At 65.6% G+C, this 18408-nt stretch carries 19 protein-coding genes and 1 tRNA gene; 13 read left to right on the plus strand and 7 right to left on the minus strand.

Annotated elements, in window-relative coordinates; translation table 11 throughout:
* Window positions 1-40: 40 nt before the first annotated feature.
* Window positions 41-1120, minus strand: coding sequence for a Glu/Leu/Phe/Val dehydrogenase (locus tag L0F51_RS16205; protein ID WP_234630189.1), 1080 nt, complete (start codon window positions 1118-1120; stop codon window positions 41-43).
* A gap of 230 nt (window positions 1121-1350) precedes the next feature.
* Here L0F51_RS16205 and L0F51_RS16210 point away from each other — a divergent pair, with 230 nt between their 5' ends.
* Entirely contained in the window at window positions 1351-2001 is a 651-nt protein-coding gene (locus L0F51_RS16210; RefSeq protein WP_234630190.1) for a DUF1007 family protein, read from the plus strand.
* On the plus strand, window positions 1992-3110 hold the full coding sequence (locus L0F51_RS16215; RefSeq protein ID WP_234630191.1) for a nickel/cobalt transporter: 1119 nt from the start codon (window positions 1992-1994) through the stop codon (window positions 3108-3110). Before L0F51_RS16210 ends, L0F51_RS16215 begins: the two co-directional genes overlap by 10 nt.
* A gap of 18 nt (window positions 3111-3128) precedes the next feature.
* On the opposite strand, the gene L0F51_RS16220 is transcribed toward L0F51_RS16215, so the two are convergent.
* Window positions 3129-3908, minus strand: coding sequence for a gamma-glutamyl-gamma-aminobutyrate hydrolase family protein (locus tag L0F51_RS16220; protein ID WP_234630192.1), 780 nt, complete (start codon window positions 3906-3908; stop codon window positions 3129-3131).
* 180 nt (window positions 3909-4088) lie between these two features.
* Between L0F51_RS16220 and L0F51_RS16225 the strand changes: the two genes are divergently transcribed.
* The 7 genes from L0F51_RS16225 to L0F51_RS16255 all read left to right on the plus strand — a co-directional run bounded on the left by L0F51_RS16225 (window position 4089) and on the right by L0F51_RS16255 (window position 11042).
* Window positions 4089-5180 (plus strand): TRAP transporter substrate-binding protein, encoded by a 1092-nt coding sequence (locus L0F51_RS16225; RefSeq protein ID WP_234630193.1) that lies wholly within the window; start codon window positions 4089-4091, stop codon window positions 5178-5180.
* A 186-nt stretch (window positions 5181-5366) separates the two neighbouring features.
* Complete coding sequence (locus L0F51_RS16230; RefSeq protein WP_205649797.1) at window positions 5367-5909, plus strand: TRAP transporter small permease subunit; 543 nt, start codon at window positions 5367-5369, stop codon at window positions 5907-5909.
* A 51-nt stretch (window positions 5910-5960) separates the two neighbouring features.
* A complete protein-coding gene (locus tag L0F51_RS16235; RefSeq protein ID WP_234630194.1) occupies window positions 5961-7577 on the plus strand; it encodes a TRAP transporter large permease subunit in 1617 nt (538 codons plus the stop codon).
* A 27-nt stretch (window positions 7578-7604) separates the two neighbouring features.
* The gene (locus L0F51_RS16240) at window positions 7605-8381 is read left to right on the plus strand and encodes an SDR family NAD(P)-dependent oxidoreductase (protein WP_234630195.1); all 777 of its coding nucleotides are present in this window, start codon (window positions 7605-7607) and stop codon (window positions 8379-8381) included.
* Between the two features lie 72 nt (window positions 8382-8453).
* A complete protein-coding gene (locus L0F51_RS16245) occupies window positions 8454-8642 on the plus strand; it encodes a DUF3008 family protein (RefSeq protein WP_234630196.1) in 189 nt (62 codons plus the stop codon).
* Between the two features lie 44 nt (window positions 8643-8686).
* Complete coding sequence (locus L0F51_RS16250; protein WP_234630197.1) at window positions 8687-9208, plus strand: hypothetical protein; 522 nt, start codon at window positions 8687-8689, stop codon at window positions 9206-9208.
* 298 nt (window positions 9209-9506) lie between these two features.
* Entirely contained in the window at window positions 9507-11042 is a 1536-nt protein-coding gene (locus L0F51_RS16255; protein ID WP_234630198.1) for a bifunctional diguanylate cyclase/phosphodiesterase, read from the plus strand.
* 106 nt (window positions 11043-11148) lie between these two features.
* On the opposite strand, the gene L0F51_RS16260 is transcribed toward L0F51_RS16255, so the two are convergent.
* The gene (locus L0F51_RS16260) at window positions 11149-11376 is read right to left on the minus strand and encodes a hypothetical protein (protein ID WP_234630199.1); all 228 of its coding nucleotides are present in this window, start codon (window positions 11374-11376) and stop codon (window positions 11149-11151) included.
* Between the two features lie 490 nt (window positions 11377-11866).
* Here L0F51_RS16260 and L0F51_RS16265 point away from each other — a divergent pair, with 490 nt between their 5' ends.
* The gene (locus tag L0F51_RS16265) at window positions 11867-13129 is read left to right on the plus strand and encodes a glycosyltransferase family 87 protein (protein ID WP_234630200.1); all 1263 of its coding nucleotides are present in this window, start codon (window positions 11867-11869) and stop codon (window positions 13127-13129) included.
* Between the two features lie 62 nt (window positions 13130-13191).
* Here the strand turns inward: L0F51_RS16265 and L0F51_RS16270 are convergent.
* A tRNA-Val gene (locus L0F51_RS16270) sits at window positions 13192-13266 on the minus strand.
* A gap of 135 nt (window positions 13267-13401) precedes the next feature.
* Window positions 13402-13764 (minus strand): cell cycle two-component system response regulator CpdR, encoded by a 363-nt coding sequence (cpdR, locus tag L0F51_RS16275; RefSeq protein ID WP_092813218.1) that lies wholly within the window; start codon window positions 13762-13764, stop codon window positions 13402-13404.
* A 152-nt stretch (window positions 13765-13916) separates the two neighbouring features.
* Here cpdR and L0F51_RS16280 point away from each other — a divergent pair, with 152 nt between their 5' ends.
* Window positions 13917-14813 carry an N-formylglutamate amidohydrolase gene (locus L0F51_RS16280; RefSeq protein ID WP_234630201.1) on the plus strand — a complete coding sequence of 299 codons (897 nt, stop codon included), beginning with the start codon at window positions 13917-13919 and terminating at the stop codon, window positions 14811-14813.
* Between the two features lie 331 nt (window positions 14814-15144).
* Complete coding sequence (gene hisN / locus L0F51_RS16285) at window positions 15145-15930, plus strand: histidinol-phosphatase (RefSeq protein ID WP_234630202.1); 786 nt, start codon at window positions 15145-15147, stop codon at window positions 15928-15930.
* On the opposite strand, the gene L0F51_RS16290 is transcribed toward hisN, so the two are convergent.
* Together L0F51_RS16290 and L0F51_RS16295 are read right to left on the minus strand one after the other, a co-directional pair.
* Window positions 15896-16888, minus strand: a complete 993-nt coding sequence (locus L0F51_RS16290) for an alpha/beta fold hydrolase (protein WP_234630203.1) — start codon at window positions 16886-16888, stop codon at window positions 15896-15898. The two genes, hisN and L0F51_RS16290, sit on opposite strands and share 35 nt — an antisense overlap.
* A 263-nt stretch (window positions 16889-17151) precedes the next feature.
* Window positions 17152-17574 (minus strand): hypothetical protein, encoded by a 423-nt coding sequence (locus L0F51_RS16295; RefSeq protein WP_234630204.1) that lies wholly within the window; start codon window positions 17572-17574, stop codon window positions 17152-17154.
* Between the two features lie 282 nt (window positions 17575-17856).
* On the opposite strand from L0F51_RS16295, the gene L0F51_RS16300 reads away from it, so the two are divergent.
* A complete protein-coding gene (locus tag L0F51_RS16300; protein WP_234630205.1) occupies window positions 17857-18339 on the plus strand; it encodes an Hsp20 family protein in 483 nt (160 codons plus the stop codon).
* Window positions 18340-18408 lie beyond the last annotated feature (69 nt).

Consider the following 18408-nt stretch of genomic DNA (forward strand, 5'->3'; position numbering starts at 1 on the left):
TACGTTTCCCGCCGGTCCTGTGCCTCGGTGTGTCGGCGCCTCAGGCGGCCTGCGAGCGCCGCTTGACGGCGGTCAGCCGCTCTTCGGCGAGCTGGTCGGCGATCGCGGCCGTCGTCGTCCTCTCTTCCGCGGCGCGCGCAAAGATCGACGCAAGCGTCGAGCCGACCGCCTCCACCTTGTCGCGCATCTCCGTCTGCGAGCGGCCGGCGCCGGCCAAAGCGAGCGCCACGACGCCGCCGGCATTGATGGCGTAATCGGGTGCATAGAGAATGCCGCGTTCGCGCAGCCGCACGGCGTCGTCCGCCTCGGCGAGCTGGTTGTTGGCGGCGCCCGCCACGATCGCGGCGCGGATCTGCGGAATGGTGGTGCAGTTGAGCCCGGCGCCGAGGGCGCAGGGGGCGAAGAGATCGACCGGCGCGGCGTGGATTTCCGTCACGGGCACGGCGAGCGCGCCCCAGGCCTCTTCGGCGCGCGCCAGGGCTTTCGCGTCAATGTCGGAGACGAGAAGATCGGCACCGGCCTCGTGCAGCTTTTCCGCGACGCGCCAGCCGACATGGCCGAGCCCCTGGACCGCGACGCGGATGCCTTCCAGCGAGCTCGAGCCGAAACGGTACTCGACGGCGGCGAGAATGCCGTGGAAGACGCCGAGCGCCGTATAGGGCGAGGGATCGGCGACGCCCGAAGCCGGCGTGCCGCGCACATGCTTCGTCGCGCGGGCGACATCGGCCATGTCGGCGGGGCTGGTGCCGACATCTTCCGCGGTGATGTAGCGGCCGGCGAGTTCTTCGATGGCGGCGCCGAAGGCCTCAAAAAGCGCCGGGGTCTTGGGCGTGCCGGGGGCGAGAATGATGACGGCTTTGCCGCCGCCGAGGTTGAGGCCGGCGAGTGCGTTCTTGTAGGTCATGCCGCGCGACAGGCGCAGGACATCCTCAAGGGCGGCGCCTTCATCGGCGTAACGCCAGACGCGGCAGCCACCGAGGGAGGGGCCGAGCGTGGTGTCGTGAATGGCGATGTAGCCGGCGAGGCCTGCCGCCTCGTCTTCGATGCGCACCACCTCTTCGTGTCCTTCGAAGGCGGGATGGCTTGCGAGCTCGGCTTCCGACAAGGCGATGACGGGCATGGCTCAGGTCCTTTTTGTTTTTTTAGGCGTTTCCTCTTGGCGCAGAGATAAGCGCCCGGCGCGAAAGCTTCTGGCTGGAGGAGCGCCAAAAAGCCGCGGGCGGAGGGGCAAATGACTTTCTGCCGCGACGTCGTGCGAAAGATTATTCCGCCGCGCTGTCGCCGCACTTGTGCGAGAAAGCGCCTGTGCGTCCGCCGAATCGACCGGATGCGACGACCGGAGACTGCCCGATGGCGCGCCGATTGCTCTCGCTTCTCGTTCTCGCCCTCGCGCTCTTGCCGGGGGCGGCGCTGGCGCATCCGCATGTGTGGGTGGATGTCGCCTCGGAGGTTTCCTTCGACAAAAGCGGGCGCATCGTCGGCATCCGGCATCATTGGCGCTTCGACGAGGCGTTTTCCGCCTATGCGACGCAGGGGCTCGACGCCGATGGCGACGGCAAATTGTCGGCCGAAGAGCTGAAGCCCTTGGCGGAGGTCAACGTCACGTCGCTGGCCGATTATGACTTCTTCACTGTGCTCACCGCCGGCGGTGAGCCGGTGAAGCTCGGCGATCCCGTCGATTACTGGCTGCAGCCGAGCGGCAAGCGGCTCATTCTGCACTTCACCCTGCCGCTGAAAGAGCCGATCGCGGCGAACGCGCCGGTCGAGCTCGAAGTCTCCGATCCGGAATATTTCGTCGCCTTTTCGCTGCCGTCGAAGGAGGCGGTGCGGCTCGTCGATGCGCCGGCCTCCTGCAAGCTCGAGGTGACGCTCGGCGAGGAGCCGGATGCGACGGCGGCGGCGATGCTGGCGACGATCGGGGCGGACCAGCGCGAGCTTCCCGCGGAATTCAAGAGCCTGACGGCCGGCACGGAGAATGCCGCGATGATCACATGTCCCTGATGCGGCGAGAGGGGAGTGTGCGGCCGGATGCGCCTGTCGCACTTGTCGCGCTCGTGCCGCTGATCGTCCTGGCGGTCTTCGTCTGTCTCGTCTCCGATGCCGGGGCGGCGACCTCCCCATTTGGCGTGGGCCTGCCGGGCGAGGGCGGCGGCGCCGGGCTCGTGCCGATGATTGCCGCCCTGCAGAAGGGGTTCTACCGCGAATTGACGGCGACCCTGTCGCGCCTCGCCTCCGACGGGTCGGCCTTCTGGTGGCTCGGCAGCGTCTCCTTCATCTACGGCATCGTGCATGCGGCCGGACCCGGCCACGGCAAGGTGGTGATCTCGTCCTATATCCTCGCCAACGAGAAGACGGCGCGGCGCGGGGTTCTGATCGCCTTCCTGGCGGCGTTCCTGCAGGCGGTCGTGGCGGTGGCGCTGATCGGCGCACTTGCCGCGGTTCTGGGGCTGACGAGCTTTGCCATCACCGATACGGCGCGGGCCTTCGAGATCGGCAGCTACGGGCTCGTTCTGGCGCTCGGTCTCTTCCTGCTGTTGCGCAAATCGCGGCGGCTTTTCGCGCGGCTGCGCCTCGGCATGCGTCCTGCGACTGCCGGCCTCGCGCCGGTCGCGGCCGGGGCGCATGGGCATGACGTGCATCTCCGCGCGGCGCATCTTCAGGACGGGCATGCGCATGGCCACCACCCTGATGATCATGGGCACGAACATGGGCACGGGCATACTCATGATCACCATCATGATCATGGCGCGTGTTGCGGGCATGTGCCGGATGCGGCGCTGGTGGAGAAGAGCCGGGGACTGGCCGGGGCGGCCGCGGCCGTCGTCTCCGTCGGCCTGAGGCCGTGTTCGGGCGCCCTCATCGTCCTCGTCTTCGCGCTGTCGCAGAAGATCTTCTGGGCCGGGGTCGCGGCGACGTTCTTGATGGCGCTCGGGACCGGGCTCACGGTCGCGGTTCTTGCCGCGCTCGCCGTCGGCGCCAAGGGCGTGGCGGCGAAGCTTCTTCAGACGCGGCCCGGCGCCGGCGCGGCCTTCGTCTCGGTGCTCGAATGGGGCGGGGCGTTCGCGATCACCGCGCTCGGCGGACTTCTGCTGGCGGGGGCTCTCGCCTAGGCTTCTGCCGCCGCCCGGTCAGGTGTCCTGTTCGGCGGCGATTTTCGCCTTGGCGTCCTGATGCTGGCGGATCGCCTCCGAGAAGGCGGCAAAGATCGCCCGCGAGGGCGGATCGCTCTCCGCCCAGTATTCCGGATGCCATTGCACGCCGAAGGCGAAGCTCGCCGCATCGGAGACGCGCACGGCCTCGATGGTGCCGTCATCGGCGGTCGCTTCCACGACGAGGCCGCGGCCGAGCCGGTCGACGCCCTGGCGGTGGACGGAATTCACGCGGATGCGCTGATTTCCGACGATCGTTGCGAGACGGCTGTCCGGCGCGAAGGTGACGTCGTGGGCGAGCGCAAAACGCTGATCGGGTTCGTCGGCCTGCGAGCGATGGTCGAAGCGGCCCTCGATCTCCTGGACCTCCGACAAGAGGGCGCCGCCGAGCGCGACGTTCAGCTCCTGAAAACCACGGCAGACGGCGAGGAGCGGCAGGCCGCGCTGCAGGACGAGGCGGATCAGGGGAAGCGTCGTCGCATCGCGCGAGGGATCGAACGGCCCGTGCTTCTCCTCCGGCGTCACGCCGTAGCGGTCCGGATGCACGTTGGAGCGCGAGCCGGTGACGAGGACGCCGTCGGCCATCTCCACGGCGGCATCGAGATCGATGCGGTCGGCCATGGAGGGGAGGATGAGCGGCACCGCACCGATGCTGGTGATGGCCCTCAGATAGGTTTCGGCCACGGCATGCCAGACATAGCCGTCGGCGGGACGGACATCGGCGGTGACGAGAATGATGGGGGTGTTTCTGCTGCGCATCGTGGCAGGCATCCTAATGCGGTCGGTGGGCAAAAGTCAGCCCGTCTTCTCGCGTCACGTGCGGCCTTTCTCAATCTCTTGCCTGCCGCTTCGCCGCAGAGAGCCGCGCTGGACAGAGTTTGGCGAAAATGCAAGTTTTCCCGCCCGCTAAAGAAGACGACCCAAGGGAGGAAACAGAGCATGGATCGTCGCTCGTTTTTGAAGACAGCCGGGCTCGGCACCGGTGCGGCCGCGGCCACGACCCTGGCCACGCCGGCGCTGTCGCAAAACCGCATCCAAATCACGTGCGTCACCTCCTGGCCGAAGAACTTTCCGGGCATCGGCGAGGCGCCGGAACGGTTCGCCACCCTGATCGACGGGGCGACGGACGGGCGCATCACCATGAAGGTCTATGGCGGCGGCGAGCTCGTCCCGCCCCTGAAGTGCAACGACGCCGTGCAGGAAGGCACGGCGCAGATGTACCATTCGGCCGATTATTACTATCAGGGCAAGCTCACCGGCTATTCCTTCTTCTGCGCCGTGCCGTTCGGCTTCATGCCGGCGGAGATCGACGCCTGGATCCAGAAGGGCGGCGGTCAGGAATTGTGGGACGAGGTCGGCGGCCAGTTCGGCATCAAGCATCTGCCCGGTGGCAATTCCGGCTCCCAGATGGGCGGCTGGTTCAACAAAAAGATGCAGACCGTCGACGATTTCAAAGGCCTGAAGATGCGCATTCCGGGCTTCGGCGGCGACGTCATCACGGCGCTCGGCGGCACCTCGGTGACGCTCGCCGGTTCGGAAATCCTGCCGGCGCTGCAATCGGGCACGATCGATGCGACGGAATGGGTGGGGCCGTGGAACGACCTCGCCTTCGGTCTCTACAAGGTCGCCAAGAACTACCATTACCCGGGCTTCCACGAGCCGGGCTCGCTTCTGAGCTTCGGGATTTCGCGTCCGTTCTGGGACGGGCTTTCGGAAAGCGACCAGACGCTGATGACGGCGATCGCCTATGCCGTCAACAACGAGACGCTGTCGTCCTACAACACCAACAACGGCCAGGCGCTGAAGACGCTCGTCAACGATCACGGCGTGGAACTCGTGGAGTTCTCCGACGAGATCTACCGCGAATTCGGCAAGGCGGCGAAAGACGTTCTCGACAAGGCGGGCAATTCCGATCCGCTGACGAAGAAGGTCTACGAGGCGTTCCTGGATTTCCGTGCCAAGGCGGTCGACTGGACGAAGATTTCCGACCAGAGTTACGCCAACAAGCGGGCGCTGACGCCTTTCGCGTGAGGCTTCGGTCGCGGGTGATGCGACCTGACGCCGAAACGCGTTCTATGGGCGCGTTCGAGGGGGCGCGTTCGGGGGGCGCGTTCGAAGGAAGGGTGTTCGGGGCGGGTTCTCCCGCCCCTTTTCAGTTTTCCGCGAAGGGTTTAGGCGCTTGGGCGGGCCGCCTGCCGCGCCTGAAGGGGAGAGAGCGTGAAAGCCATCATCGCCGTGATCGACGGTCTCAACTACCGCATCGGCCGCGCCGTCATGTGGCTCGCCGTCCTGACGGCGCTCGTGCAGTTTGCGACCGTCATCCTGCGCTACGTCTTCTCCATCGGCTTCATCCCGATGCAGGAATCGATCTGGTACATGCATGCGATCCTGTTCATGACCGGAGCCGGCTTCACGCTCCTGCAGGACGGGCATGTGCGCGTCGACGTCCTCTACCGAGAGGCCTCGCCGCGCAAGAAGGCGCTCGTCGATCTCTTCGGCGCGCTGTTTCTGCTCCTGCCGGTGTGCGTGGCGGCCTTCTGGCTGTCGCTCGGCTATGTCAGCAATTCCTGGCGCATCCTGGAGCGTTCGACGGAAGTGAGCGGCCTGCCGCTCATCTTCGCGCTGAAGACCTTCATCTGGGTCTTCGCCATTCTCGTCGGGCTGCAGGGGGTGGCGATGGCGCTGCGCGCCATCGTTGCGCTCAAGGAGCATGACGACAGCTATACGGCGGCTGGAATTGCGCGCGACAGCGTCCATTAATTCACGCAACCAAACGGGCCTCGTCCGCAGAACGGGCGATCGGCAAAGTTCATGATCGACCCTCTCCTTCTTTGTCTCTTGATGTTCGTGGCGGCCTGCGGGCTTTTGACGGCGGGCTTTCCCGTGGCCTTCACGCTCGCCGGAACGGCGCTCGGCTTTGCCCTCATCGGCTCCGCCTTCGACGTCTTCTCGCTGTCGCTTCTGACCGCCTTCCCGCAGTCGATCTTCGGCACGATGACCAACGAGACGCTCGTGGCCGTGCCGCTCTTCGTCTTCATGGGGGTGATGCTGGAGCGATCGCGGATCGCGGAAGAACTCCTCGACAATATGGGGCGGCTCTTCGGGTCGGTGCCGGGCGGTCTGGCGTTTTCGGTGTGCATCGTCGGCGCGCTTCTCGCCGCCTCCACCGGCATCGTCGGCGCCACCGTCGTCACGATGGGGCTGATGTCGCTGCCGACGATGGTGAAGCGCGGCTACAACAAGCGCCTCGCCTGCGGCACGATCGCGGCCTCCGGCACGCTCGGGCAGATCATCCCGCCCTCGATCGTGCTCGTGCTTCTGGGCGACCAGCTTTCCGTCGCCTATCAGAACGCGCAATTCTCCATGGGGATCTTCGCCCCCGACACGGTCTCGGTGAACGATCTCTTCGCCGGCGCGCTGCTGCCGGGGTTCATGCTCGTCGGCCTCTATATCGTCTATCAGATCATCTACGTCTTTCTGCATCCGGCCGAAGCGCCGGCGATCCCGCATGAGGAACTCGGCGAGCTTTCCGGCTTCGCTTTCTGGGGTCAGGTGATCCATGCGCTCGCCCCGCCGGTTCTGTTGATCGTCGCCGTGCTCGGCTCGATCTTGATCGGGCTCGCCTCTCCAACGGAGGCGGCGGGCGTCGGCGCGATCGGCGCGACGATGCTCGCCGGCTACAAGTGCGACGAACGCCGCGCCGGGCCGATCCTGATCGGCGTTCTGTGCATGGCCGGCCTTCTCCTCCTCACCTCGTTCTACGATCTGCGCTCGCAAAGGAGCGTGGTTTCGGTCGAGGAATGGGTGGCGATCGGGGCGGCGGTGGTGCTCACCCTCGGTCTTGCCTGGGGCGTGGCGATGGCGCTCTGGCGCACCTTCGCCTGGCACGATCAAAACGGCGAGCGGGTGCTCGCGGCCGTCTGCCAGTCGACGATGGCGATTTCGGCGATGGTCTTCACCATCATCATCGGTGCGCGCATGTTCTCGATCGTCTTCATCGGTCTCGGCGGCGCCGATTTCATCGAGGAGTTTCTGACCGCGCTGCCCGGCGGCACGCTCGCGGCGATCCTTCTCGTCATGCTCGTCATGTTCGTGATGGGCTTCTTTCTGGATTTCCTGGAAATCGTCTTCATCGTCGTGCCGATCGTGGCGCCCATTCTCCTGCAGATGGAAATGCCGGGCGGCGGCACGATGAGCCCGGTCTGGCTCGGCATCATGATGGCGGTGAACCTGCAGACCTCGTTCCTGACGCCGCCCTTCGGCTTCGCTCTCTTCTATCTCCGGGGCGTGGCGCCGCCCGATATCCGCACCACCGACATCTATCGCGGGATCGTTCCGTTCGTCTGCATCCAGGTCTTCGCGCTCGTCCTGTTGTGGTTCCTGCCGGATGTGGCAACCTGGCTGCCGCTCAAGCTCTACGGGAATTAGAGCGTTTCGCAGCTCAAGGGGGATCAGATGCGCGCGGGCGAGCTCTTCGATCTGAAAGGACAGGTGGCGCTCGTCACCGGCGCTTCATCGGGGCTCGGGCGGCGCTTTGCGCGCGTGCTGGCTGAAAACGGTGCCAAGGTGGTGCTGGCGGCGCGGCGCCAGGACAGGCTCGAAGAGCTGGTGCGCGAGATCGAAGGAGAGGGCGGCTCGGCGCTCGCCGTCGCCTCGGACGTCACGGACGAGGCGGGCGTTTCGGCCGCCTTCGATGCCGCCGAGGCGCGTTTCGGCACCGTCACGATCCTCGTCAACAATGCCGGCATCGCGCCGGCGGGGCCCGCCATCTCGCTTCAACGCGAGCATTGGCGGAAGGTGATGGAAACCAATCTCGACGCGGCGTTCTTCGTGGCGCAGGCGGCCGCAGAGCGCATGGCGAAGGCGGAGACGGGCGGCGCCATCGTCAACATCGCCTCCGTCCTCGGCTTTGCCGTTTCCAAGGGGACGGCGCCTTATGCGACCTCGAAGGCGGCGCTCATCCATCTCACCAAGGCGCTGGCGCTCGAATGGGCGCGCTACGGCATTCGCGTCAATGCGATCGCCCCGGGCTGGTTTCTGACGGAGATCAACCGCGATTTCCTGGAGAGCCCGGCGGGCGAGGCGATCGTCAAACAAAATCCGATGCGCCGCTTCGGCGAAGAGGGCGATCTCGACGGGGCGCTCTTGTTTCTCGCCTCACGGGCCAGCGCCTATGTGAGCGGCACGACGGTGACGGTCGATGGCGGGCAAGTGCTTGCGGGCGGCGGATAATTCGGTTTCGGCCGAATGAACCATCGAGCCCGCCTGGGCGTTTCTCCGGCATCCTCGTCAGGAGATGCCATCATGCCAGCCAAGTCGAAAGCCCAGCAAAAGGCCGCCGGGGCGGCGCTTTCCGCCAAGCGCGGCGAGACCAGGACATCCGATCTCAAAGGCGCCTCGAAGTCGATGTATGATTCGATGGATGAAAAGGAGCTCGAAGAGTTCGCCACGGGAGACCGCAAGGGCAAGCCGGACCACATATCCAAGAGCTGAGCGGCCTTGCCGGCCTCGGGCAGGTTGCGGGTGACGCCTTCGAGATGGCGATCGGGGAGACGGAAATCGGGCGGGGGATCGATATGCGCGGAGGCAGGCTCGGTCTGGTCGCGGGGCTGATCAGCGCCGGCCTTCTCACGGCGTGCGCCGACGAAAGCCAGAAGCCCTATCTCATTCTCGCGGGCGGCGGTTTCATCTTCAATTACCGGATCTCCGAAATGCATTACGGGGTGGTTCTCGCGCCGAAACGCAAGCTGCCGGACGGCGCCGTGGTGGAGGCGCGTTTCGAGGACCCGAGCGGCGGACCGGCGATCCAATTTTCGCAAAAAGTGCGAGGCGACGAGAAGAAGTTCGTCTTCGACACGCCGGGCCTCAAAGGCACGAGGAAGGACACGCCCTATCACGTGGCGATCGTGCTGAGGGCGCCGGATGGCGCCGAGCTGCAGCGCATCGACAAGGATTTCGTCTCTTCCGTGGAACAGAAGGAGATGCCCGACCGGCCGCTGACGATCGGCCCGGGCTACACGCCGAACGTGCACGGTCAGAAGGAGGCGTTTCCCAAATGAGCCGCATGCAGGATGACGCCTCGGCTCCGGTGCCGGGCGTGCCATCTGCGAGGCTGCAGGCGAGGTGGGTGCCGGGGATGGAGCCCGGGTGGCGCCAGGTGGCGAACCTGCGAGGCGCACAAGATTCAGAAGCGGCAAACCTTTTTCTGCGATATACACGTAGAGATTGAAGAATCTGTGGCGGGGCTTGATTGTCGTTGGAAAAGCGCAACTTTGAGGTCTTATGCAGCGTAACAGTTTTCGCTCCGAGCCCCGGCCATCCCCCGCCAGCACTCAGGAGTCACGCCGGAGCAGGGTCTTGATCCGAACCCTTCTGATCATCGCTGCGGCTGCCGCTGTCGGTTACGCCTTCAGCCTCAGCCTGGATTTCTTCGAGGCGCTGTACGACTTCAGCCGCCATCACGAATCCTGGCAGCTCGACGAGATTTTCGGGACGGCCGTCATCATGACGGTGATCCTGCTCGGCGTCGCCATCTGGCGGGTCGTGCAGCTGCGCCAGGAGATGGCGGCCAAGGATGCCGCCCAGCGCGAGGCGCAGCGCCTGGCCCGGCACGACGTCTTGACCGGGCTCCCCAACCGCCGGCGGCTGTTCGAGATCTTCGAGAGCCATGTGATCGCCGCGCGCGATGGCGGGCGACGGATCGCCGTTCTGATCATCGATCTCGACCGCTTCAAGCCGGTCAACGACCTGCACGGCCACCAGATGGGCGACGAGGTTCTGTGCATCGTCGCCGAGCGGCTGACGCGGCTTGCGGCCGGCCGGGGTGTGGTGGCGCGCTTCGGCGGCGACGAATTCGCCGCGCTTCTCGAATATCAGGACGAGACCGACGAGCTCCTGCGGCTCGTCCATAAGATCGTCCACGACATGGCGCTGCCGATCCGTGTCCGCGGCATCAGCATGCGCATCGGCGCGAGCGTCGGCGTGGCGCTCTATCCTGACGACGGAGAAGCCGCTGACGTGCTTTTGCGCAACGCCGACATCGCCATGTACCATGCCAAGGCGGAGGAGCGCGGCAGCTTCCATTTCTACAAAGCGGGGATGGATTCGGCGCTTCTGGAGCGGATCGCGCTCGAGCAGCAGATGGACGATGCGCTGACGAAGCGTGAGATCGTCCCCTACCTGCAGCCCGTGGTCGACCTCAAGACGGGCGGGATCGTCGGCTTCGAGATGCTGGCGCGATGGCTGCATCCGAACAAGGGGCTGCTGTTGCCGGACCGGTTCATCGCCATGGCGGAGGACAGCGGCAAGCTGACCCGCATGACGCTCGTGCTTCTGGAGCAGGCGATGGAAGCTTCGGTCGCGTGGCCGTCGAGCTTCACGCTATCGATCAATCTCGCGCCGGTGCAGCTTCTCGATCCGGCCCTGCCGAGCCAGCTCCTCGACATCCTGGCGCGCGCCGGCTTTGCGCCGCACCGGCTGGAGGTGGAGCTCACGGAAACGGCGCTGGTGGAGCGCATGGACGAGGTGAAGGCCGTGCTTGCGGCGCTTCGCAAGGCGGGGATTCGCGTCGCGCTCGACGATTTCGGCACCGGCTATTCCGGGCTCTACCATCTGCGCGAACTGCATCTCGACACGCTCAAGATCGACCGCTCCTTCATCGCCGGCATGCTGGAGAGCGAAGACCGGCAGGCGATCGTGGAGGCGGTCCTGCATCTCAGCCAGGCGCTCGGTATCGACACCACGGCGGAGGGCATAGAAGAGCTGGCGCTCGGCGAGAAGCTCGCCGAGCTCGGATGCCAACTCGGTCAGGGGTTCTATTACAGCGAGCCGCTGCCGTTGGAGGCTGTCGACGACCTCATCGGCCGCAACTGGCCGGTGCGCGCGAGCGCCTGAGGGCTGTTGCCCGGCGGGCAGATGCTCACTGGGGCAGATCTCACTGAGGCAGATCTCAGGGGGCAGATGCTCGGGGGCAGGCGCGCAAAAGGCGCGCGCGATCGGCTCAGCTGTAGAAGACGCCCAGGATCTGGAGGAAGGCGCCGAGGACCAGGATCACGATGCCGAACTGGCCGGCCCGGCGAATGTTCTCGAGGATCGCCCGCTCTTCGTCGTTTTGCGGCGGACGAGGCTCCGGCATGCCGGGCTTCTGTGCCTGAAAGGCGATGCCGTAGCGCATCACGAGAAGAATACCGACCAGGTTGAAGATCACCCCGAAAAAGGTGAGGACCATCTCAATCTCCCATGTTCCAGGCGACCCGCGGTGTCGCTGGATTGCCAACCGAGGCTCCGGGCCGCAAGCAGGCTCGCGACCGGCAGCAGAAAGGGGGCGCATCCCTTAGGCATCGGTTGCTGCAGAGACGGTCTTCCGCTCTGCAAGCGCAGCGACGCCGGATCGGCGAGCCCCCTCATGGCCATGCGACAGCCCCATGGCCGGAGTGTCAACCTAGCCTGACTCGTCAGATGGTGGCAGCGGACAGTTTGTCTCTGCCTTTTGCGGCTCTTTTCTCTCCTGGTCTCGGCTGTTTTCTTGGCCGGGGCCCGCGGCTTTTTCCTGGGTCCCGGCCCTTCGTCTTTGGGCCTGGCGCCGATAGGCGGGTGTTAACGGCGGGGTCCACATAAAAGCCCGGCGGTGAGAGGCGTGTCGGGGACGCAGAGGCGGAGATGCCGGCGGGGAATACAGGCGGGGAAATGCAGCGGATACCGTGGCCGGGAGGCCGGCGATGAGCGGGGATGAGATGCCCGCGGGCCAGGAGATCGGCGCCCGCTTCCGGCGCTTTCAGGCGCTCATTCTGGCGCTTCTCGCGGCGGCGACGCTCGGCCGCGCCTATCGGTTTTCGGTTGCCGCGGAGGCGGAGGGGCCGGCGCGGCTCGTCGATTTCGACATGTTCCACATGGTCGCACGCCTCGTCTGGGCGGGGCGGCTCGACGAGGCGTATCGGCACGACAGCCTCTGGCCGCTCCTTCAGGCGCGCGGCGGCCTCGATGCCATGACCTGGGCCTATCCGCCGCCCTTCAACCTCGTCGTGGCGCCGCTCGGGCTTCTGCCGGCCGGTGCCGCCTATCTCGTCTTCGTCGGCGGCTCGCTCGCGCTCTATCTCTTCGCGCTCAAGCGGCTGGCGGGAGAAAATTTCGCTCTGGTGGCGATCTTGATCTTTCCCGCCCTTGGGATCGGCATCAGCGGCGGGCAGAACGGCTTTCTGACGGGCGCGCTGATCGCGCTCGCCTGTTTCGGTTTCGAGAGGCGGCGATGGCAGGCGGGCGTGCCGCTCGGGCTGATGATCATCAAGCCGCATCTTGCCGCCGGCCTTGCGGTCAGGACGCTGCTTGCCCGGCGGTTCGCGGCGGCGGTGGCTGCCGCGCTCACCGTGGTGGCCGCCTGTCTCGCTGCCACGCTTTGCTTCGGTGTCGGCATCTGGGCCGCCTTTCTGGAGGCGACGCGCGAGACCGGGAGCTTTCTCAAAGAGGGGGTCTTTCCGCTCCACCGCATGGTGTCGATCTACGCGACGGCGCGCAGTTTCGGGCTCGGTGGGGCGCCGGCCTTCGCGGCGCAGGGGCTGGCGGCGCTCGTGGGGCTGGCCGCGATCGTCCGGGTGACGTTCGGGGCCTTCACCTTGCGTCAGAGCCTCGGTGTGACGGCGGTCGCCTCGCTCCTCGTCACCCCTTACGCCTACGATTACGATCTCAGCCTGCTCGGGGTCGGCCTGGCGCTGCTTCTGCCCGATCTCCTCGGCACGGCGGGGAAGGGCGCCATCGGGGGGCTGTTTGCGCTCTGCTTCATCACCTGCGGCTATTGGCTCGTCGAGGCGGTGCCGCAATTGCTGGCGACGGATGGGGCGGGGGAGGTGGCGAAACCCGACGCGCTTCCGGCGCTTGCGGGCCTGACGCTGGTGGCGCTCTTTGCGCTGATCTGGTGGCTGACGGAGCGCTCTGCCGCCATGGCGGCAAGGGGGGCAGCAAGGGGGGCTGCAAGGCGGGCCGCATAGCGGGCCGAGGTCGCCGCGGACATGTCGGCGGCGGGAACAAAGGCTTGAGTTTTTCGATGGAATGGTGGGCGCGACAGGGATTGAACCTGTGACCCCTACGATGTCAACGTAGTGCTCTCCCGCTGAGCTACGCGCCCTTCCAAAGGGGTGCCGCCCGAAGGCGACTCGCGGGGATATATCCTCTGCGTTTCGGCCGTGCAAGGCCCCGAGGGCAGAGTTCTTGACCCCGCTTCAAGATATTGTTTGCGGCCCCGGCGCCGCCGGCCCGTCTGTCAGGCCGCGATCAGGCGATCGACCTCGTTGACGAGGTCGCGCAGATGGAACGGCTTCGACAGGATTTTCGCATCCTGGGGCGCGGCCATGTCCGGGTTGAGAGCGACCGCGGCAAAGCCGGTGATGAACATGATTCGTAGATCGGGATCGAGCGCGGACGCCTTGCGCGCCAACTCGATGCCATCCATCTCCGGCATGACGATGTCGGTCAAAAGCAGATTGAAAGGCTCGTCGAGCAATCGATTGTAAGCCGAGAGACCATTGTCGAACGCGAGAACGTCATAACCCGCATGTTCGAGAGCTTTGGTCAAAAAACGACGCATGTCTTCGTCGTCTTCGGCGAGCAGGATTCGACCTCGCATGCTTCTCCAGCGCCTTCCGTCTTGAACCCGTCCGTTGTGAGCCCGCTCGGTAAATATCGGGTAAGCGGCCCGGAGACAATGACGGGGCCGGTTCGTTATGGACAGGGGCGCGGCAGATCGGCAACATATCCGCATATGACAAGAGGATTTTGATGGACGAGCGCGTGGGAGACGAGCTGCCGCCCCTGCGGCCTTTCAGCCTGTTGGGTCGCTCCGACCCGGTCTCGCCCTTCCTGTTCAATTCCCCGCACAGCGGACGCTTCTATCCGAAGAGCTTTCTCGCCCAGTCGCAGCTCGATGCGACGGAGATCCGGCGTTCGGAAGATTTCATGATCGACATGCTGTTTGCGGGCGTCGCGGAACGCGGGGCGCCGCTTCTCTCCGCCGTCTATCCGCGCGCCTATGTGGATGTGAACCGCGAGCCCTACGAGCTCGAGGCGAAAATGTTTCGCGAGCCGCTTCCGGGCTACGCCAACAGCCGATCGATCAGGGCGGTGGGCGGGCTCGGGACGGTGCCGCGCATCGTCTCCGAAGGCCGGGCGATCTATGCCGGGCCGATCGCGCTCGCCGAAGCGCTTCAGCGCATCGACGCGATCTATGTGCCCTATCACGAGGCGCTCCGGCAGCGACTCGCGACCATTCATGCGCAGTTCGGCTACGCCGTTCTCGTCGATTGCCATTCGATGCCGTCGTCGGCGCGCAACGCCGCGCCCGGCATCCGGCCGGATTTCGTCATCGGCGATCGTTTCGGCTCGAGCTGCGCTCCAGAACTCACCGATCAGGCCGTGGAGATGCTGCGGCGGCGCGGCTATTGCGTGACCCGCAACAAGCCTTATGCCGGGGGCTTCATCACCGAGCATTACGGGCGTCCGCAGACCGGACTGCATGTGATGCAGGTGGAAGTGAACCGGGGGCTCTACATGGACGAAGAGGCGATCCGCCTCCACGACGGGTTCGAGAGCGTGCAAGCTCTCGTCGAGGATCTGGCCGAGGCCCTGATGGGCGTCTCGATCGCCCCGCCGATCGCCTTCGACGAGGCGGCGGAATAAATCGTGACAGGTCTTCGTGCGGATGCGGCCTTCGAAAGGGTCTGCCTCCCAACGCGCCACGCCTTCGAAAACGGCAGGGGCAGAAAGAAAAATGGCCGCACCGAGGTGCGGCCAAGTCTAGGGAGGAAACGCCCAATGAGGGCTGCGATACAACGTATCGCAACGCACAATCTATGCTGCTTTGCACAAGATGCAAGAGGCTTACGACACAGATTGTCCGTCGGGTTCCGATATAGTCACCCTGAGCGGCAATGCAAACGTTTTGGGTAATTCATCAACCCTCTGATTCAAAAGAACTTTTTCCACACAGTGGCAAAACGGCAACCCTGCTATGCATTCCATGGAAAGCTTTTTCCCCTTCCTGCACCGTCTCGCCGACGTGGCGGCCGATGCGATCCTGCCGCGTTTCCGCGCGGCGATCGCCGTCGACAATAAGCTTGCGGCGGGCTTCGACCCGGTGACGGAGGCCGATCGCGGCGCCGAACGCGCCATGCGCGATCTCATCCGCAAGACCTATCCCGAGCACGGCATCATCGGCGAGGAATACGGCGCCGAAAGTGAGGACCGCTCGCATGTGTGGATCCTCGATCCCGTCGACGGCACGCGCGCCTTCATCTGCGGCCTGCCGCTCTGGGGCTGCCTCACGGGGCTTCTGATCGACGGCAAGCCCGCGGCCGGGATGATGTCGCAGCCTTATATCGGCGAGCGTTTTTTCGGCTCGGCGGAGACCGGCAGCTTTCTGGCGCGCGGCGGACAGACGCGGCCGATCACGGTGCGCGCCTGCGCGGCGCTCGACCACGCGCATATTTCCACGACCGATCCCAATCTCTTCAGCGAAGCGGAAAGGCCGGCCTTCGAGCGGCTTTCGGCCCGGGCGCGGCTGACGCGCTACGGCTATGATTGCTACGCCTATGCGATGGTGGCGATGGGCGGCGTGGATTGTGTCGTCGAATCCGGGTTGAAGCCCTACGACATCGCCCCGCTCATCCCGATCATCGAAGGTGCGGGCGGCGCGGTGACGAGCTGGACCGGCGAGCCGGCGGCGGGCGGCGGGCGGATCCTGGCGCTCGGCGACAGGCGCCTCAAGCCTGAGGTGGAGGCGCTCCTGGCGACGTGAACACGGCGCGCCAGGCCTCGTCGGGCTCGCCGATGAAGGCATCGAAGGCGGCCCAGAAGATCTCGCGGTAGCGGTCGTCTTCCTGAAGGATCTCGTGCATGGCGCCGGCGATGCGGACATTGCCGACGGTCTTGATGCGCAGGGTGAAATCTTCGATCGCCCGGTTCGAGACGATGCTCTCCTGGCCGGCCATGGCGATGAGGACGGGAAGCGGCACGCGTTCGGCAAATTCCGGCAGAGCGAGAAATTCCGCCGCGCGCAGGGCCGAATGCACCCAGGCCAAGGTCGGGCCGGAGAGGCCGAGCTCGGGATGCGCCTCGATCAATTCGCGGACGCGCTCATAGCGTCTTTTGTCGGAGGTGACGCGGTTGCCCTCGAAGGGGCGGAGCTGAACGAGATTGCCGCGGAAGGGGCCGGCATACATCTCGCCGAGGCCGAGATAATTGAGGATGCCCGTGACGACGCGCAGAAAATGCGTGCGCCCGCCTGAAAGCGCCAGAAGCGGCGCTGTCAGCACCATGCGCTCCACCTGGGTGCGGGCGCGCGCGGCATAAAGGAGCGCGATGGCGGCGCCGGTCGAATGGGCGAGGATGTTGTAGGGCGGATGGCAGCGGGCGAGCGCCACCTCGCGCATCACCGTTTCGAGATCGACGAGATATTCGGAGAAATCGTCGACATGGCCCTTTCTCGGATCGCGCAGGCTGCGCGAGGAACCGCCCTGGCCGCGCCAGTCGAAGGTGACGACGGAATAGCCGCGGCGGCGCAATTCGCCCACGGTCTCGAAATATTTCTCGATGCATTCCGCCCGGCCGTGGAGAACGAGGATTGTGCCCCGCTTCGCCGACGCCGCCGGATGCCACCAGGCGGTGCGCAGCTTGCGGCCATCGGGCGTCAGCACGAATTCGGCGTTCGTGCCGTCCGGGATCGGATTTTGCTCGGTTTCAAACAGAATGGCCAAGGCTGCGCCTCCCGCAGCGCTGATACTGGGAAGTGGGTCGGGCGGCAAGCAGCGGCGTTGGTTCCCGATGGGGCGCCCGGCGCGGCCCCCGGCGCGATGGCGTCCGATGGAATGGCGTCTGATGGGATGGTGCCCCATGCGCGCGCCCCAAAAAGGGGAGCCGACGACCCGAAGGCCGCCGGCTCCGTCACCGGACGCTGGAGGGGGCAGATGCAGCGCCCGATCTCTGAGGCTCCGCCGAGGGTGCCGGAGCCGTCATGGGCTTAGCGGTGACGCCAGCCGCCGTGGTGACCACGATCGGGACCGCGGTGCTTGGGGCCGATGCGGCTCACGCTGATGACCTGGCCGTTATAGGCGTTGACCCGGAGCATGACCGGGGCGCCGCGCCGGCCGCGGGCGGCGAGCGAATAGACGCGACCGCGGGTGTCGAAATAGCGGACCGGGGTGAAGCCCTGGCGGCGCAGCTTGCGCGAGATGCGGTGCGTGCTGAGCTTCTGGTTCCAGTGGCGGCGGTTGTCATGGCGCCAGCCGCGGCCGCGATAATCGACCTTGGTGACGGCATCGCTGCGTTCTGCCGTGATGCCGGCCTGACCGGCGGCGGCGATCGGCGCGGCACTGGCGCCGGCTGCGAGCGGCAGGAACGAGAGCGTCGCAAGACCGGCGGCGGCGAGAATGTTGAGTTTCATGGCTTCGTCTCCTCAGTGATGCGGAGGGGCTGCCCTCCATCGATGTTTGGAGACTAGGCGGAGCTCACTGAACTCGTTCAGAACCGGCCGTTCATCTGGCGTTCAGCGGCGAAAGCCCGGGAAACCGCGATTTTCGGGAGCTGCACGAAAAGGCTTGAAAGGGATTTTGGGAGTTCCCATTTCTCGATCGGGACGCCGAAAGGGTCCCGCGGAAAGGGCGGATCGGCTTTTGAAAGAGTCGTCTTTTCCTTCCCAGAATGTCGCTTCAATGGAGGACTTCAGATGCGTCAGTATGATTTGAGCCCGCTTTACCGTTCGACCGTCGGCTTCGACCGGTTGTTCAACATGCTCGATTCCATGGCAGGCTCGGAAAACGGCGGCCAGAGCTACCCGCCCTACAACATCGAGCGGACCGGCGAGACCGCCTACCGCATCACGATGGCCGTGGCCGGCTTCGGCGAGCGCGATATCGACATCGAATCGAAAGAGAACATTCTCACGATCAAGGCGCAGCGCAACGAAGACGAAAACGAGCGCGAACGCGAAATTCTCTATCGCGGGATCGCGGCACGTTCCTTCGAGCGCCGCTTCCAGCTCGCCGACCATGTCGAAGTGACCGGCGCCACGCTGGAGAACGGCCTTCTCCACATCGATCTCGTGCGCGAGATCCCGGAGGCCATGAAGCCGCGCAAGATCGCGATCAGCGGTTCGGACAAATCCGAAAAGCAGATCGACGCGTCGATCGCGACCAGCAAGGCCGCCTGACCCCCCCGACCCGACCTCCAGTCATCGGTCGAAGGCGCCCCGCGAGGGGCGCCTTTTTTATGGTCTGAC

It is taken from the genome of Afifella sp. H1R (genome assembly GCF_021462425.1).
In the GTDB taxonomy this organism is placed as follows: Bacteria; Pseudomonadota; Alphaproteobacteria; order Rhizobiales; family Afifellaceae; genus Afifella; species Afifella aestuarii.

Bases quoted from the DNA above. Each gene is read 5' to 3' on its own strand.
- L0F51_RS16205 (WP_234630189.1), bottom strand. From the start codon at position 1,120: ATGCCCGTCATCGCCTTGTCGGAAGCCGAGCTCGCAAGCCATCCCGCC.
- L0F51_RS16210 (WP_234630190.1), top strand. From the start codon at position 1,351: ATGGCGCGCCGATTGCTCTCGCTTCTCGTTCTCGCCCTCGCGCTCTTG.
- L0F51_RS16215 (WP_234630191.1), top strand. From the start codon at position 1,992: ATGTCCCTGATGCGGCGAGAGGGGAGTGTGCGGCCGGATGCGCCTGTC.
- L0F51_RS16220 (WP_234630192.1), bottom strand. From the start codon at position 3,908: ATGCGCAGCAGAAACACCCCCATCATTCTCGTCACCGCCGATGTCCGT.
- L0F51_RS16225 (WP_234630193.1), top strand. From the start codon at position 4,089: ATGGATCGTCGCTCGTTTTTGAAGACAGCCGGGCTCGGCACCGGTGCG.
- L0F51_RS16235 (WP_234630194.1), top strand. From the start codon at position 5,961: ATGATCGACCCTCTCCTTCTTTGTCTCTTGATGTTCGTGGCGGCCTGC.
- L0F51_RS16240 (WP_234630195.1), top strand. From the start codon at position 7,605: ATGCGCGCGGGCGAGCTCTTCGATCTGAAAGGACAGGTGGCGCTCGTC.
- L0F51_RS16245 (WP_234630196.1), top strand. From the start codon at position 8,454: ATGCCAGCCAAGTCGAAAGCCCAGCAAAAGGCCGCCGGGGCGGCGCTT.
- L0F51_RS16250 (WP_234630197.1), top strand. From the start codon at position 8,687: ATGGCGATCGGGGAGACGGAAATCGGGCGGGGGATCGATATGCGCGGA.
- L0F51_RS16260 (WP_234630199.1), bottom strand. From the start codon at position 11,376: ATGGTCCTCACCTTTTTCGGGGTGATCTTCAACCTGGTCGGTATTCTT.
- L0F51_RS16265 (WP_234630200.1), top strand. From the start codon at position 11,867: ATGAGCGGGGATGAGATGCCCGCGGGCCAGGAGATCGGCGCCCGCTTC.
- cpdR (WP_092813218.1), bottom strand. From the start codon at position 13,764: ATGCGAGGTCGAATCCTGCTCGCCGAAGACGACGAAGACATGCGTCGT.
- L0F51_RS16280 (WP_234630201.1), top strand. From the start codon at position 13,917: ATGGACGAGCGCGTGGGAGACGAGCTGCCGCCCCTGCGGCCTTTCAGC.
- hisN (WP_234630202.1), top strand. From the start codon at position 15,145: ATGCATTCCATGGAAAGCTTTTTCCCCTTCCTGCACCGTCTCGCCGAC.
- L0F51_RS16295 (WP_234630204.1), bottom strand. From the start codon at position 17,574: ATGAAACTCAACATTCTCGCCGCCGCCGGTCTTGCGACGCTCTCGTTC.
- L0F51_RS16300 (WP_234630205.1), top strand. From the start codon at position 17,857: ATGCGTCAGTATGATTTGAGCCCGCTTTACCGTTCGACCGTCGGCTTC.